The organism is Nakamurella multipartita DSM 44233 (assembly GCF_000024365.1).
In the GTDB taxonomy this organism is placed as follows: Bacteria; Actinomycetota; Actinomycetes; order Mycobacteriales; family Nakamurellaceae; genus Nakamurella; species Nakamurella multipartita.
Map to the genome: position 1 here is coordinate 5,147,490 of NC_013235.1, position 14,474 is coordinate 5,161,963.

General features: G+C 64.1%; 15 protein-coding genes. 12 read left to right on the forward strand and 3 right to left on the reverse strand.

Annotated elements, in window-relative coordinates; translation table 11 throughout:
* Nucleotides 1–151 precede the first annotated feature (151 nt).
* Both NAMU_RS29590 and NAMU_RS29595 read right to left on the reverse strand, forming a co-directional pair.
* On the reverse strand, nucleotides 152–3,205 hold the full coding sequence (locus NAMU_RS29590; protein WP_138180431.1) for a hypothetical protein: 3,054 nt from the start codon (nucleotides 3,203–3,205) through the stop codon (nucleotides 152–154).
* 36 nt (nucleotides 3,206–3,241) lie between these two features.
* The gene (locus tag NAMU_RS29595; protein ID WP_138180433.1) at nucleotides 3,242–3,736 is read right to left on the reverse strand and encodes a hypothetical protein; all 495 of its coding nucleotides are present in this window, start codon (nucleotides 3,734–3,736) and stop codon (nucleotides 3,242–3,244) included.
* A 412-nt stretch (nucleotides 3,737–4,148) separates the two neighbouring features.
* Between NAMU_RS29595 and NAMU_RS22885 the strand changes: the two genes are divergently transcribed.
* The 6 genes from NAMU_RS22885 (at nucleotide 4,149) to NAMU_RS22910 (ending at nucleotide 8,331) form a co-directional block, all read left to right on the forward strand.
* Nucleotides 4,149–4,484 (forward strand): hypothetical protein, encoded by a 336-nt coding sequence (locus NAMU_RS22885; RefSeq protein WP_138180435.1) that lies wholly within the window; start codon nucleotides 4,149–4,151, stop codon nucleotides 4,482–4,484.
* On the forward strand, nucleotides 4,481–4,690 hold the full coding sequence (locus NAMU_RS22890) for a hypothetical protein (protein WP_015749720.1): 210 nt from the start codon (nucleotides 4,481–4,483) through the stop codon (nucleotides 4,688–4,690). Before NAMU_RS22885 ends, NAMU_RS22890 begins: the two co-directional genes overlap by 4 nt.
* A 65-nt stretch (nucleotides 4,691–4,755) precedes the next feature.
* Entirely contained in the window at nucleotides 4,756–5,325 is a 570-nt protein-coding gene (locus NAMU_RS22895; protein WP_041369336.1) for a hypothetical protein, read from the forward strand.
* 80 nt (nucleotides 5,326–5,405) lie between these two features.
* On the forward strand, nucleotides 5,406–5,966 hold the full coding sequence (locus NAMU_RS22900) for an MT-A70 family methyltransferase (RefSeq protein ID WP_015749722.1): 561 nt from the start codon (nucleotides 5,406–5,408) through the stop codon (nucleotides 5,964–5,966).
* Nucleotides 5,953–6,162 carry a hypothetical protein gene (locus NAMU_RS22905; protein ID WP_015749723.1) on the forward strand — a complete coding sequence of 70 codons (210 nt, stop codon included), beginning with the start codon at nucleotides 5,953–5,955 and terminating at the stop codon, nucleotides 6,160–6,162. Before NAMU_RS22900 ends, NAMU_RS22905 begins: the two co-directional genes overlap by 14 nt.
* A gap of 459 nt (nucleotides 6,163–6,621) precedes the next feature.
* Complete coding sequence (locus NAMU_RS22910) at nucleotides 6,622–8,331, forward strand: type IV secretory system conjugative DNA transfer family protein (RefSeq protein WP_052308056.1); 1,710 nt, start codon at nucleotides 6,622–6,624, stop codon at nucleotides 8,329–8,331.
* On the opposite strand, the gene NAMU_RS22915 is transcribed toward NAMU_RS22910, so the two are convergent.
* Nucleotides 8,251–9,555 carry an ISL3 family transposase gene (locus NAMU_RS22915; protein ID WP_015746559.1) on the reverse strand — a complete coding sequence of 435 codons (1,305 nt, stop codon included), beginning with the start codon at nucleotides 9,553–9,555 and terminating at the stop codon, nucleotides 8,251–8,253. The two genes, NAMU_RS22910 and NAMU_RS22915, sit on opposite strands and share 81 nt — an antisense overlap.
* A gap of 188 nt (nucleotides 9,556–9,743) precedes the next feature.
* Here NAMU_RS22915 and NAMU_RS22920 point away from each other — a divergent pair, with 188 nt between their 5' ends.
* From NAMU_RS22920 to NAMU_RS22945, 6 genes are all read left to right on the forward strand, one after another.
* Nucleotides 9,744–10,349, forward strand: a complete 606-nt coding sequence (locus tag NAMU_RS22920; RefSeq protein WP_041369340.1) for a TraM recognition domain-containing protein — start codon at nucleotides 9,744–9,746, stop codon at nucleotides 10,347–10,349.
* A 285-nt stretch (nucleotides 10,350–10,634) separates the two neighbouring features.
* Complete coding sequence (locus tag NAMU_RS22925; RefSeq protein ID WP_169312543.1) at nucleotides 10,635–11,396, forward strand: replication-relaxation family protein; 762 nt, start codon at nucleotides 10,635–10,637, stop codon at nucleotides 11,394–11,396.
* Complete coding sequence (locus NAMU_RS22930; protein ID WP_015749726.1) at nucleotides 11,393–12,451, forward strand: DNA-methyltransferase; 1,059 nt, start codon at nucleotides 11,393–11,395, stop codon at nucleotides 12,449–12,451. Before NAMU_RS22925 ends, NAMU_RS22930 begins: the two co-directional genes overlap by 4 nt.
* Before the next feature lie 109 nt (nucleotides 12,452–12,560).
* Nucleotides 12,561–12,941 (forward strand): hypothetical protein, encoded by a 381-nt coding sequence (locus NAMU_RS22935; protein ID WP_015749727.1) that lies wholly within the window; start codon nucleotides 12,561–12,563, stop codon nucleotides 12,939–12,941.
* A gap of 244 nt (nucleotides 12,942–13,185) precedes the next feature.
* Complete coding sequence (locus NAMU_RS22940) at nucleotides 13,186–13,914, forward strand: antirestriction protein ArdA (protein WP_015749728.1); 729 nt, start codon at nucleotides 13,186–13,188, stop codon at nucleotides 13,912–13,914.
* Nucleotides 13,904–14,407, forward strand: a complete 504-nt coding sequence (locus NAMU_RS22945; RefSeq protein WP_217180601.1) for a helix-turn-helix domain-containing protein — start codon at nucleotides 13,904–13,906, stop codon at nucleotides 14,405–14,407. The genes NAMU_RS22940 and NAMU_RS22945 overlap by 11 nt, the downstream gene beginning before the upstream one ends.
* Nucleotides 14,408–14,474: the final 67 nt, after the last annotated feature.

A 14,474-nucleotide genomic window follows, 5' to 3' on the forward strand; every position in this document is an offset into this window, starting at 1 on the left:
AGAAGCCGACACGCCCCAACAACCGACCTTCAGGGGCGCACACCCGCTCGGATGCTGGGTGCCGGCCCATTCAGCTCGTTGTCCGACTTCCTTGAGGGATGCGTGGCGTCTCCTTTGCGATTCGAAATCGCGCACATTTGTATCCGCAAGCTCAAATCGCAACAAAACAACGAAGCTCTGGCTGAGATCCAACCGAAGCGTCGATCGCCTGCAGCCAGTCTTTTCGGCCTAGTCGTCCTGAGACTCTTCGACCCTCGGCGACTAGCCTCCTCCTCAAACCGGCCCTGACGCCATCCAGATTGCTTGCACAAGCCGCAATCGCCATCGAACGGGCATACCAATATGGAGAATGATGGTCATGTTTAAATTTCCACGCAATGTTTCGAACCGTCAGCGGCATCAGCCACGGCCGCTCGAACATCGCGTGAACTGCTTGGCTTTCCTCGCTCGCCTGGCCGGAGTTCGAAAGGGCCAAATCTTCCGGCCTTACACCGTCAACGTACATCAACACAAAGCCCACGAGGGAATTCAGCGCAATTTGACTGATCCCAAATGTGGAATGCTTCGACTCGGCAAGGCTCTTTTCAAATTGATGCATTTCGCCGACCTGATGCTCCGGCACATCGTCAATCGACGAAAATGGAAAGAGGCGAGACCGCTGCTCACCAAAATCGAAGGACAGGCCACCTTCCACCGAGGTCGCCCAACGCTCGCAGTCGACCATCGTTCGCCTCAATTCCTCATCGATGACGTATTGGCCGTATTGCGGGTCGTACAAGTGTTTCGCGATGTTGTACTCCCGAAGTATGGCGCGGACTCTCTCGAACATCGGTATATCCAACAACCGGAATCTCCTTGGGCTTACGCCCAGGCGCAAGTCGTACCATGCCATGAATTTCGCCAGGTTGTCGCGAAGCAGTTCGTCCACGAGATCTAGCCGGCCTGCGCGTAGGGAGCCCTGAACGGCGGCAATTGTGCAGCGCATGCCCCAAGCGGCCGACGCTGGCAAGCAGCCTATTGTGCGGAACCTTTCGATACATTCGCGCAGAGTAGACACGCCTTGCAGGGTTCTCCCTGTACTGATTTCGCACATACCGATTACGGCCGATCGTTTCGCAAGCCGTATCAAATCATCGAAAGAATGGCGCCGCAGGTCGTGCGTGTTCAGGTGTAGCTTGACCGACTCTGCGGTCCGTGTCATAGTTGTGTAATCGACCTCGGCATGGAGATTGTCCCATCCGCTCGATGAGAACCCACGAATCGCATCAGCTTCCTCAGCGTTCACCTTAATCACGTCGAAGTAGCTAGAATCCATCCGAGGCCTAAAAGATTGAGTGACCCAGCCACGGGCAAAGCACTCAATTGACATTGCTCTGAGCCCGGGGCGGATTTCGGAGCTGTTGAAGCGTTGCTGGGCCTGCAGATTCGTATCGACAATATCGGCGGTTCCGGCGAGGTTGTCCCCGAGCTGACGGAATGATCGCAATGCTACGGCGGTCAAAAACTCGTGGGTGTCGAGCTCAGCAGTGGTCTCCGGGGGTTCCTCAGCTATTGCTTGGAGAGCGAACCCGATTTGAACCGCTTGCAAGGCGATTTTCGCCGGGAGCGGGTCGCCGGGCACCCAGTACCACTCCTTCACTTCACCGAGAATGGCGTTGCCGATCGCACGTGCAACGGCGTGACGATTGACCGGTGTTAAGCTGCGCAGAACTGCCCGAGTCAGGTCGTGAATCATATAGACGTTTTGGCGGAAGTGAACCAAGTTGAGGTTTGTAAGAACATTGATTGCCTGCCGCAGTGCGAGCTGCGATAACAGGGGCATCCGAGGCGATTCCGACGACGGCGCCGGCGCAATGATTGTTGCTCCCCAGCGAACTTGGGCAGCGATGTCATCTGCCAACGTGTCACTCGCCGCGGGTGCTACGGGCGATTCATTCCGAGCGGCAAGCCAGACTCTATCGAGCGGTTCCGCGGCTATATAGAATTCAGTGTGAACAATTATCTCTAACAACAAATGCGTATCCTGCTGGGCGGCAAGGCGGTTCAGGACTCGTCGGTAAACTGCCGTGAGGGCTACCTCAGGCGCGGGTGCGCTCAATTCGAGCGCCTTTGCTAGATCGGCGTCGCTTCTGATCTCTGTGCAGAACCGACGAATTTCGAGTCCGTATTGAACTGCAGCGCGGCAAGCGTGGTCGATCGCGAGCGGTCGACAATACAGCGTGGTAGCAACTGCGAGCGCCACGACTTCGGTACATTCCGGGACTATGGATATTACTAGCGCCACTGCTTCGGTTACAGACATGTCGTGGACGTCGACGGTTGCTGCATTCGGGAAAGGACTCCGCGTCTGGCTCGTCGCGATCACCTGGATGCCGGAATCGAGCATCACCTCGATGACTTGACCGGACACTGTAAGGTCATTGGCGTTATCAACGTAAACAATGATTGAACGTCTGAGCGGGACTAAAGACTTGGCAAGGCGCAGAGCTAGCGCAGCGAGATGACCCTCAGATGATAGGCTGGACTGCTCCAGCGCGATTGCCAAGTCGTCATGTAGAAGCGCGGGCGTGTGTGCTCTGATGGTGACCGAGTTCGAGACTGCTGCCAGTAGGTGTTGGACGACGCTTGTCTTGCCCGTTCCGGCGTCCCCTGTCACCCAAATCAGCGGGGCTTTCGAAGCGATCGCATTCTGAATATTCCCCTCGAGGTCTGATCGCGACACATAGCCTTCTTGCTCGGGTTGACCCAACTTCATATTGGATTGATGGATGCAAAGGTCGAGCAGTGCCTCAGCCAACTTGCGCCTTACGGATTCAATATCGCGGCGGCCAGTCTTGTCACCGACATGTGTAAAGGCACGCTTCCGGATTTCGGCGATTGTGTTGTCATAATGCTTTCCTGGTAGGTGATCCACGTCGAGGTCAACTAAGCCGAGCAATGCGGCAGCGGTCCACTGCCACGAGGCATTACCGTGGGGAATCGGTTCTAGGGGGAGACGGGATATCGCCAGCTGAAGAACCGCCTCCAGCGACTCAGTGTTGAACGCCTCACCCTGCAACAGAATGTTGACTATCCGACGAAGAGTCGGGAGCAGGAGTGGCCCGGCTGTTCCAAGCGGCTCCAAGCAACGGCTTATTCCTCGACGGGCAAGATCGAGGAGTTCCTCTTCGATTGCCGTCAGAGCGAGGTCTGGTTCGGGCGTCACGATGCTAAGTATCGCATGAACGCGGTCGTACGATTGTTACTGGTTCGATAGTCGGGCGTTTCGCGATACCAGCATATGTAGCTCATTGGCGATGTCAGCAGCGAGATTGTTGTCTAACGTGCCGGCTCTAAGCGACATGATCAGCGCATCGGCTGCGAGCTCACTCGTTACATTATCTGCATCCCTCATTAGGCCGACCCATAAGATTGACAAGTCCTGCATGCGCGCAAACCGGCTTTCCTCCGTGGCGCCCGGATCATCTTGTACGCCGACGGCCAGTTCCCGCAAAGATTCGGCGACCAACTGCCGGCTCTCTGGCGACCGACTTCGCGCGAGCCGTTCATAGACGACCCAGGCGCGGGTGGGGTCCGAATTAGGGAGTCTCTTGAAATCTCGGGTTAGTGCGTCGATAGAAGCGCTATCCGGATCTTCTGACTCCAGCTTCTGGCTGAGCAGGTCGATTTCGTCGGCGTTGAGGGATCCGATTAGTTCGTATGAATCTTCTGATGCGGATTGTTGTTCGTGCTGCATTTGATTGTGGTTTACGTTCTCAGAAATAGAGTAATCGAAACCCGGTTTGCCGTCAATGCGCTATTCGGATGGAATTGGGGGGTGAGAGCTCGGACTTCCACTCCATACTTCTTGAATAGTTGACGGACAGGTTGGCGGGCGTCAGCCTGTTCGCCAAGTTGTCCGTCAAATCCTTGCGTGCCAAAGCGCGATTTCTCTAGTGTCTTGCTCATGCCGGCACGGTGGTTTTTTGCATCTATCAGGAGGAGCGAATGTGTCCGAAAGACTGATTCGTAAACGTTCGGTTTCAGAAGCCGGGCTGGCCGGAGTTACACGCCAGCGCATCGAGTGTTCTCGCTGTGGTCGTCTTGTTCCAGCGATCCGTTTTGATTCTCACCTTTGCATGTATTCCGAGTAGATTGGGTGACCTTGCATGTCAGACATCGAGTTGTATTCGGCAGTGACCGGCCTTCGTGGTCGCTCCGAGCGCGCCCTCATGCGAGCCGTGGCGAACGTCCAGGCCGGTACGGTTGTCCAGATCGCCCGCATCGACGCGGCCGCCCAACGTCATGGAGCGGTCGCCGACGGTGTCACCGCCGTCACCGGCCGCGCCCTGCAGCATGTCGCGATGATCTCCCAGGCTGAACAGCAACTTGCTCAAACCGTGCCGCACGCCTCAGGTCGGCTGTCGGCTATCGCGGACGCACACGCCCTGGCCATGCAGGCCACCGTGATCGACGCGGCCCGGGCGCTGGGACGGTTGGCGTGATCACCGCGCTACTGGTGCTGCTCGGCCTGCTGGTTGTGGCGCTCGTCTGTTTGTGGCTTGCCGCTCGCCACGAGGAGCGCGAGCGCCAGCGCCGTGAACTGCATCGGCGGCTCATCGTCCAGGCTGCCGAGCAGCGGATGCAGGCCATTGACCGGGCGGCGCTGAGTGCCATGTTCGACGCGGTCCGCGGGCGGTGGCCGTCGTGAGCGCCCCGACCCGAAAGCCGCCTCTCAGTGGCCGCCGCCCGCCAACGCGGTCTGCCAAGCGTCGCTTGCGGTTCATCCAGTCAAGCGCTCGCCCTGCCGACTCGTCGCAGCTGCTGACGGCTCGGGCGACGCTTTCGTCGTTCGTCGAGGAGCGCGCGCACCGAGCGGCGACCGAGAACGGCTTCGCCTGGCGTCCCGATTCGGGTGCACCGGACGGATACCCGGAGTTGTTGGCCGCCTACACGCTGAGCCGGTCGACCGGTGAACCGCTGCCCGTGTCCGACCAATTCTGCGACGACACCGTGTATCTCGACCCGAAGACCAACATGGCCTTCCGCTACTGGCACGACGTTAGCCATGTCCGCCTCGGGTTGAGCTTCGACCTGGTCGATGAACTCGAACTGGCGAACTGGCACCTTGCCGAACTTGAGCAGCACACCGGACAACCGAGGGACAGCATGGCCTGGCACCTGCTGCACGCCGATCTGGTCGGCCAGATTTACGTCATGGCGTTGGTCGGGCGGTTTCCGCTCAATCAGGGGTCGTTCGCAAAGGACTGCGCGGTCCGCGGGTTTGACGTCGGTGTGCTGGCCGAGTGTCGCCAGCGGCTGGACGACCAAAGGGGAATTCAGTGAGCAGCCGCTCGGTGCAAGCCACTCGTGGACGGCCGCGCAGTCGCGTGGACTCGCGCCATCCGGCCGTTAGCCGGCCGCGGATGCTGCCGCCGAAGCCGCCGGTCGAGACTGGCTGTGCTGTCACGACCGACGCTCCGGGCCAGTACCGCACCATCCTGGCCGACCCGCCCTGGGACATCCCGCAGAACCGGGGCGGTCGCGGGGTTGACCGCTACTACCCCCTTATGCAGCTCGACCGGATTGCCGGGCTGCCGGTGACGCAGTTCGCGGCTAACGACGCCCATCTATGGTTGTGGACGACCAACGCGTCCATGCCGGACGCACTCGAATTGCTCCGAGCGTGGGACTTCACCTTTCGTTCAGTCCTGACGTGGATAAAGCCCCGCTTTGGCATGGGGCAATACCTCCGCACCCAGACCGAGCACGTCCTGCTGGGCACCCGCGGCAAGGCCCCGATGCAATTCCGAGCACAAGGGTCGTGGTTCTACGCGCCGCTCCAGGAGCATTCCCACAAGCCCGAGGAGCAGTACGCAATCATCGAGCGGTGCAGTCCCGGGCCGTACCTCGAGTTGTTCGCCCGGCGGCCACGACCGGGCTGGCACGTCTGGGGCAACGAGGTTGACTGCGATGTCTCCCTCTGAGCCGGGACGCGGCTTGTTCGGCCTGCCCGGGCGGCTGCTGACCGGCGCAATCGTGCTGCTGTTGGCCGCATGGGCACTGTCCGAGGCGGTCCGGCTCATCACGCCCGTGTGGGTGCAGTTGGTGGTCATCGGCGGGGTGCTGCTGCTGGTTGCCGGCGGCATCGCGTGGTGGCGGCAGCGGCGCAACGGCTGGTAGGAGTCAGAAATCCTGGCATTCCCGCGCCAGCAAATCAGATAAGCACCTGTTCCGCTCGCTGTTGTGGAATAGGCTTGACGCATTGACCATTGAACACATTCAACGTTATTATTGAAACAATGCCATTGTTGAATGTATTCAACGCTGGGTGGCGACCAATTCAGTAAATAGAAGGGAGGGCGGAGCTATGCCGAATACACAAGATATACACAACACGAAACGCGGAGGCGGCCGGCCCGACGGCCGGCGACAGCAGCTCCGGAATATCTCGGTGCGCTCCGTTCGCCGCGACCCGCCGGACGTGCGCAAGCTCGGCCGGGCGATCATCCGGCTGGCGTTGGCCGAAGCCGAGGCGGAACGGGCCGCCCAGGCGGCGCACACTGCCAGTGCATCGAGCGAGCCGGCGCCAGTAGAAACGGCAACGGCCAGCGACGGCGTCGCCTCGGCGGAGGCTCGCCCATGAGCAGCGACAACCCCATCCAGTGGTACCGGCAGTTCTGGCCTCGGCCGCTCCGAGAGGATGTCGCCGTCCGCCTGGCGGAAGGCTGGGCCAGCGACCAACGCAGCCCGGTCGTCGTGCTCGAGGCACGCTCGACCGCCGGACAGGTGTCGTATTTGCTCGGTTCGCCGGCATCCGACGTCAGCGTGGTCCGCAGCAGCTTGCTCGGCCTCTGCCCGGACATCCAGCTCGTGCCCGAACCCCGGCCGAACCATCCGGCCGACGCCCAGCCACCGGCCCGGCCGACCGCACAGCTCGGAGCGAGCCTGCGGGCATCGACCCGGCACCGGGCGCTCAAGGGAGACGACTTGCCCGGACGATCCCGTGCCGTCTTGGCGGCACTGAGCCGCACCGGTAAGGACGAGCATCTCGTCCTGCAGCTGGTACTCGGTCCGAGGCGCGTGCCACTGGCCGTTCCGAACCAGTCGCCGAGCAGCATCGTCATGCCCTGGTGGCAGACCGCCTGGTATGGCAATCGTGGTCAGGTCGACCCCGAGAAGCGGGCGGCCCTGCGCACCAAGGTTGCCGAACACGGCTTCGCCTGCAGCGTCCGCATCGGGGCGAGGGCCGCGACGCCCCGGCGACGCGAACATTTGGTGCTCGGTGTGCTGGCCGCGATGCGGGGCGGCGAGACACCCGGCCTGCGGCTGCGGCTGACCCGCGAACCGGCCCGACGGATCGATGACGTTTTCCAACCGTGGCGCTGGCCACTTCGGCTCGGCGTCCATGAACTGCTGGCCATCGCCGGCTGGCCCATCTCCGGCACCAACGACGACGACCTGCCTGGCCTTCCGGCCGCCCATCCGGCACCGTTGCCGCCCAGCCGTCCAACCGCTACTCGAGCAAAGACTGACCTCGATTCAGACCGCGTTCTGGCCGTGTCGGCGGCACCGGGGACCAGCGTGCCGCTGGTATTGCCCATTGCTGACCAGCTCCGGCACCTGCATGCAATCGGGCCGACTGGTGTCGGCAAGTCGACAATGCTGGCGCACCTGGCCCTCGCCGACATTGCTGCCGGACGGGGGCTGGTCGTCATCGACCCGAAGGGTGACCTGGTCGACGACATCCTGGCCCGTGTACCCGACCATCGGCGTGACGACATCGTGGTGCTCGACCCGGCCGACCGTGACCGACCGGTCGGTTTCAACCCACTGGCGACTAATGGAAACCGGGCCGCGGCCGAGCTGGCCGCCGACGGCCTGCTCGCCGTCTTCCACCAGCTTTGGGCCGACTCCTGGGGGCCACGGACCCAGGACATCCTGCACGCCTGCCTGTTGACGTTGACCAGACGCGGCGACGCCTCGCTCGTCATGCTGCCGCTACTGCTGACCAACCCCGGCTTCCGCCGGTCGCTGGTCCAACAGGCCATTCGCGAGGATCCGCTGGCTCTCGGCCCGTTCTGGGCCTGGTACGAACACCTCAGCGACGGCGAGCGGGCCGCAGTCATCGCGCCCGTCATGAACAAGCTCCGCGCCTTCTTGCTCCGTCCCACCATGCGGGCCGTCCTCGGCCAGGTCACGCCGGTCTTTCGGCTGCGCCAGGTGTTCCTTGAGCGCAAGGTGCTGCTGGTCAGCTTGAGTAAGGGGGCTCTACGCAATCAACCTGGGTCGGTGTGGTCGGATCCGTGCCGGTTGTTGATCTTGCCTGATGAGGCCGTGGTTGAGAAGTAGTCGCAGACGGTAGTTGGCGAACGATCGGTAGCCGCGGGCGATCCGTTTGGTGTTCTTGATCTTCAGGTTGAGGTTCTCGGTGGGTCCGTTGGATAGGGCGGGGTTGTCGAACCGGGCCAGGTACTCGGTCCGCCACGCGACCAGAGTGCGCCCGAAGCGGGCGATCTCGGGAACCGGGCAGGTCTTGGCCAGGGTGATGACCTGCTCGGCCGCGGCGCGTCCGGCGGCCCGGTCGGGGTTGGCGTAGGCCTGCATGACGTTCTGCGCGACGAGCCAGGCGGCGGTGATCTCCTCGTGCGTGTCCGCGTCGGTCAGTGCGGCCCGCAGTCGGACCAGTTGCCGGTCGGTGAGCCGGTCGTAGCGGCGCCGCAGGATCCGTCGTACCCGGTACAGCGGGTCGCCGGCCCGGCCGCGGTGCCCGGTGGTGTCCTGCTGCACGCGGCGGCGGACCTGGTCGACCGCGAGAAGCACGATCTTGACGATGTGGAAGGCGTCCAGCACGCGCGTCGTCGCAGGTAGATGCGCCGAGAGCGCGGTGGCATAACCGCGGAACGGGTCCAGCGACGCGGTCAGAACGGCGGACCGCCAGGCCTCGTCGCGGTCGGTCAGCCAGTCGCCCAGGACTCGGCCGGAGCGGCCCGGTACGACGTCCAGCAGCCGCGGTGGGCGGCCCGGGGTCAGGTCGGCGACGCCGGTGGCGTACTGGGTGTGCCGGGTGCCGGTGGCCCGCAGGAACGAGGTCTCGTCGACCCCGACCGCGCTCACCCCGGCCAGCCGGTCCGGGTCCTCGACCAGCGGGGTGCCGCGGTCAACGACCTGGGTCATGATCGTGTGCCAGGACACGCCGAGTTGGGCCGCGACCCGGGACACGGCCCGGTCGTGGTGGCCGACCTGCTCGAACGCCCACTGCTGCGCACGGTCGGTGAGCACCACACGCGGGGCGATCGCGTCGTGTTGCTCGGTCCAGGTCTTCTTCTCGCACAACCCGTATCGACACTCGAAAATCCGCTTGCACCAACGGAGAACGACCGGCACACCGCCGGCCGGCAGGTCCCGCACGGTCACCGTGCGCCGGTCCTTGACTCGGGCGACCGCGCCGCAGGTCGGGCAGCCCGTCGGCTCCCGCCGCGTTTCCACAAGCAGGTGCCATTCGTCGTCGAGCACGTCGCTGGACACCACCCGGAATCCGGGCAGCACGAACACACCGGTAACGTCATCGCTCACCTGGGGCCTTCCTCACGGGTCGCATTCACTTGGCGGTGAACACGGATCGTGAGGACCCCAGGCCCCACATCAGCGCATCTCAGCCCCGGCGTGTCGCCCCGGGATCAAACCCCCACCCAGCTTCAAAGCGAAGAGCCAGTAAGGGTCTCGTCGGTCCGGAGGCCGCCCAACTGCTGGGGTCGCTCATCGTGGCCGGGCTGTGGCAGGAGACATTGCAGCGGGCGGCTATCCCCGCCGCCAAACGCCACCCCGTGCACATCATCGTCGACGAGGTGCAGGACTACCTGCACCTGCCGACCGACTTGTCCGATGCGCTGGCCCAGGCCCGTGGCCTGGGGGTCGGCTTCACCCTGGCTCACCAGTACCTGTCCCAGTTGCCGAAGGACACCCAGGCGGCCGTCCTGGCGAACGCCCGCTCCCGCGTCTGCTTCCACCAATCCACCGACGATGCCCCGATCTTTGCCAAGGGTCATCCCGAACTGCAACCGGCCGACTTCACGGCACTCGGTGCCTACCAGGTGTACGTCAGCATGCACGACCATCGGGCCGAGTCGAATGCCAGCCGTTACGTCTTCGGCCGCACGCTGCCGCTGGGCGAGCCGGCCACGACATCGCACGAGATGCACGAACGCAGCCGGAAGCGTTGGGGCCGGCCGCTGAGCGACATAGAGGCGGCCTTCGCTGAACTGGTCGAGGGCAACGACCGGACGTCCGGGCAGGCCGTCGGCCGCCGACGAATCACGAAATCGAGTAACACCGGTACGGCTTCGGAGGACCCCGGAGGCCAGGTATGACCGGCCGGTTGGACAGCGATGGCCACGATGGCCAGCAGGACGGTCTACCGGCCGCCCTACCGTCCGAGACGCCGAGCGTCGGCCCATTTCCACCGGTCAGCGCCCCCGGAGGGCCGAACTACGGGCGGGAAGGTAGAGCACCCGGTCATCCATTCCCGGGTGCCGGTACACCCCGGCAGGGCCCGAACGCCGGGCGCGCGCCGGTCGACCGGACGTGGGCCTGGCACTACCGGTCTCCGCGATCTGCTCGCCCAGCTGTCTTCCCGGGACCGGTTCGTGCTCACCTTGATCCACGACCACAAGTTCCTGACCACCCGCCAGTTGCAAGCTCTGGCCTTCACCCACCACGCATCCGAGCTGTCGGCTGCCCGCACGACTCGCCGGGTGCTGCAGCGGCTGCACCGCGAGCGTCTGCTGGCATCGCTGCCACGGCGGGTCGGCGGCATGTACGGCGGGGCCGAGAACCCGACCTGGCACCTCGCACCTACCGGGTACCGGCTGCACTATCTGGCATCAGGCGGAGCTGACGACGAACTGCCGCGGCGCATCCGGGAGCCGTCAGAACGCACGGTCAAGCACTGCTTGGCGGTGGCTGATGCCCGCATCGCGGTCGAAGAGACGGCCCGGGAGACAGGCGATGTCTTGGTCGTCCGAATCGTGACCGAACCGGACAACTGGCGGCGCTACACCGACTCCATGGGCACGACCGAGGTCCTCAAGCCCGACCTGGAACTCGTCACCCGGACGTCCGACGAGCACGGCCACTACGAAGACCGCTGGTTCCTGGAGGTCGATCTCAGCACGGAGCACCCGCCGGTCATCGTCCGCCAGTGCCAGCAGTACGAGGCGTACCGGCGAACCGGCCAGGAACAAGACCGCACCGGCGTCTTCCCGCTCGTGGTCTGGGTCGTCCGGACGACAGCCCGAACGCAACGGCTGGCACGGGCCATCCGGGCAGCTCGCCGGCTCGACACCGGGCTGTTCCGGGTCATCACCGGCGAACAACTCCCGGCGCTCATTCGTGGCGGTGTGGGAGGCGAGCTATGACCGGCCGCACCGAACCTAGGCGGCTGCTCATCGGCGACGCCCTGACCGAACTCCGCACCCTGGCCGACGCTTCGATCGACATGGTGCTGACCAGCCCGCCGTACTTCCGGTTGCGCGACTACGGACAGGGCGGCCAGATCGGCTTGGAACCGCACGTCGACGACTGGGTGCAGCGGCTGCTGCCGGTTATGCGGGAACTGCGCCGGGTGCTCCGGCCGACCGGCAGCCTGTGGCTCAACCTCGGCGATACCTACGCCACCCATCTACGGGAAGGTGCCGAGCGCAAGAGCCTGCTGCTTGGTCCGGAACGACTGGCGCTGGCCATGGCCGCCGACGGCTGGATTCTGCGCAACAAGATCGTCTGGGCCAAGACCAACCCGCGGCCAACGTCCGTGCCGGACCGACTGGCGTGCACCTGGGAACCGGTCTACCTGTTTGCTGCCGGACCTAGAGCATTCTTCGACATCGACGCCATCCGGCAACCGCACCGGACCCGGCCGCCACAGGTTCGACAGACCGGGAAGCACGGCTGCTCCAGGCCCGGTGCAGCCCGAGGCAAGTATCTCGGCCCGAACAGTGATCGGCTCGGCGGCCTGACGGCGCTCAAGGCACAAGGCAGAGTCGGGCACCCGCTCGGCAAGAATCCCGGCGACGTCTGGCAGCTCGCCACCGGCGGCTTGCGGATCGGCAGCCACCCGGCGGTGTTCCCGCCCGCCTTGGCCGAACGGGCCATCCTGGCCGGTTGCCCGGAACGACGCTGCAGCAATTGCCGGACGGCTTACCGGCGACTGGTCCGTCGAATCGGAGCAACCGCCGTACGCGGCGCACTGCGCCGCCAGTGCAGCTGCACTGGTAAGGGTTTCGAGCCGGGCGTCGTGCTCGACCCGTTCCTCGGTGCCGGCACGACGGCGCTGGCGGCTGAACGGCTCGGCCGCGACTGGGTCGGCATCGAGCTGAACCCGGACTACGCCGCGCTGACCATTGAGCGGCTGCGGCAGGAGCGAGCGACCAAGGCGGTTCAGCCTGACCCCAACCGGAACCACGGGCCGCCGTAGCCATTGGCTGTGGCCCGGGCCTTGCCCGGTGTCACGGGTCGTCGAAGCCATCGCGGCGTGCGAACAGCGCACACCCCTTCGACCACCCGGAGCACCGAGGAGGAGCCCCATGTCCGTCACCGACAGCGGCAACGGTCCCAACCGACCGGCAGGCGTCAAAACGCTGGCCATCCGGCTGGAACCGGACCTGCACGCCGAGCTGACGCTCATCGCCCAACTGCGAGAGCAGACGATCACCGACGAGATCCGGGAAGCCATCGAGACGCACATCGTGCGGATCAAGAGCGACCCGACGTGGGCCAACAAGGCCGACGACGTCCTCGCCGAGATCGAACGCCAGGCAGCCAAGCAACGCGACGCCTTCGCCCGGCTGTTCGGCACCGCCGACCAGCCTGACGAGCAACCGTCGACCGATGCAGCACCCAGCCAACCGGCCGAACCCGCCCCCGGCGGACGCGGACGACGGCGCAGCAGCGCCAGCGACAGCTGACCGCAGCGGTCATCTGTCCGGGAATCCGGCCGGTCCCGTCACTGGCGAATGCCAGACCACGGACCGGCTGGCCAACCGCTGGACCGGCAAGTAGCGGACACCCGGCACCACCCCGTGTGCCACACCAACCAGGGGCAGGAGAGCGGCTTCGAGATCAGACCCGGCAATCCCGGATCCCGATCTCGCCACCTCTCCTGCCCCGCTCACCCTGAGCAGATCAGTAGCCCACGAAAGGAGGAAAGCTATGGAACAGCAACCACATTCAGAGAACGAACAAAGTGAGGGCGACGAGCCGGATCGTGCCGGATCGATGGTCGGCGACGCGGATGTCGCCACGCCGACGGCGGTCGAACAATCAATCGGGGCCGCGGCAGAGGCGGACAGCCCGACCGAGACTGTCGAGGCGGAGCGGCGGCCACCCGAGCCTCCGAGCGTCTACGTTGCCAGCCTGGCCGACTTCAACGTCGGCAAGCGGCACGGCACCTGGGTCGACATGACCATGCCGCTGGAAGACATCGAGCTGGCCATCCGACAGATGCTAGAACGTTCACCAGTCCTCCAGGCCGAAGGTGAGGACTACGGCGACTGGGCCATCCACGACTCCGAGCACTTCGGCGTCGTCACCGTGCATGAACACGACGACCTGGACATGCTGCACGACCTGGCTGAAGGCATCGCCGAGCACGGGGAGGCGTTCTCATCCTGGGCAGAAGCGTTCGAAGGCGAGCCGGATCGGTGGCCGTTGTTCACCGAGGCCTACCTGGGGGAGTACGACAGCCTGACCGCCTACGGTGAACATCTCTGGGCGGAGATGGGCTGGCAGCAAGTGGTCGATGACGTGCTGCCGCCGGAAGTGGCGCGCTACACCACGGTCGATGCCGAGCAGCTGGCACAGGACTTGTGGCTGGAGGGGTCAATTCAGCTCATGCAGAAGCCGGGTGGCGGGTGCTGGATATTCCGCGGTGACGTCTGAAAACAATTCTCAGGTAAGCCTGGGCTTTGTTGTGGAATACACACTTTCATTGATTCTGTTCAACGAGGGGAATATAATCGGGGGTATCGAAGGAGAATTTCTGATGCCACAGCTCAGCTTTACCCAGCAAGAGGAACTCGCCGACCTACTCAGGGGCCGGCGCCACGAACTCGGCCTGTCTGCCAGCGAAGTCGCCCGGCGCGCAGACATTACACCTGCATCGGTGACACGCTTGGAGAACTGTACCAACCCACGGCCATCCGTCGAAACACTGACCGCCATCTGCGCGGTGCTGGATATTCCTGTTGCTGACATGCTGGCACTGGTCAACGTCATGCCGGACAGCCAGTTGCCCAGCTTCACGCCGTACCTCCGCACGAAGTACCACAGGATGCCGGATGAGGCCGTACAGGAGATGAGCGCCTACTTCGAGCGGCTCGCCAAGAAGTACCGCATCTCCGATGGACCTGCCGACGGCGAAGACGAAACGTGAGATACCCGGCTGGCTGCCTCTTCATATGTGGCAGGTGGCTATCGAATGAACAAGAAGGGAGGGGAAA

Bases quoted from the DNA above. Each gene is read 5' to 3' on its own strand.
- NAMU_RS22885 (WP_138180435.1), top strand. From the start codon at position 4,149: ATGTCAGACATCGAGTTGTATTCGGCAGTGACCGGCCTTCGTGGTCGC.
- NAMU_RS29595 (WP_138180433.1), bottom strand. From the start codon at position 3,736: ATGCAGCACGAACAACAATCCGCATCAGAAGATTCATACGAACTAATC.
- NAMU_RS22935 (WP_015749727.1), top strand. From the start codon at position 12,561: ATGTCCGTCACCGACAGCGGCAACGGTCCCAACCGACCGGCAGGCGTC.
- NAMU_RS22905 (WP_015749723.1), top strand. From the start codon at position 5,953: ATGTCTCCCTCTGAGCCGGGACGCGGCTTGTTCGGCCTGCCCGGGCGG.
- NAMU_RS22900 (WP_015749722.1), top strand. From the start codon at position 5,406: ATGCTGCCGCCGAAGCCGCCGGTCGAGACTGGCTGTGCTGTCACGACC.
- NAMU_RS22930 (WP_015749726.1), top strand. From the start codon at position 11,393: ATGACCGGCCGCACCGAACCTAGGCGGCTGCTCATCGGCGACGCCCTG.
- NAMU_RS22910 (WP_052308056.1), top strand. From the start codon at position 6,622: ATGAGCAGCGACAACCCCATCCAGTGGTACCGGCAGTTCTGGCCTCGG.
- NAMU_RS22940 (WP_015749728.1), top strand. From the start codon at position 13,186: ATGGAACAGCAACCACATTCAGAGAACGAACAAAGTGAGGGCGACGAG.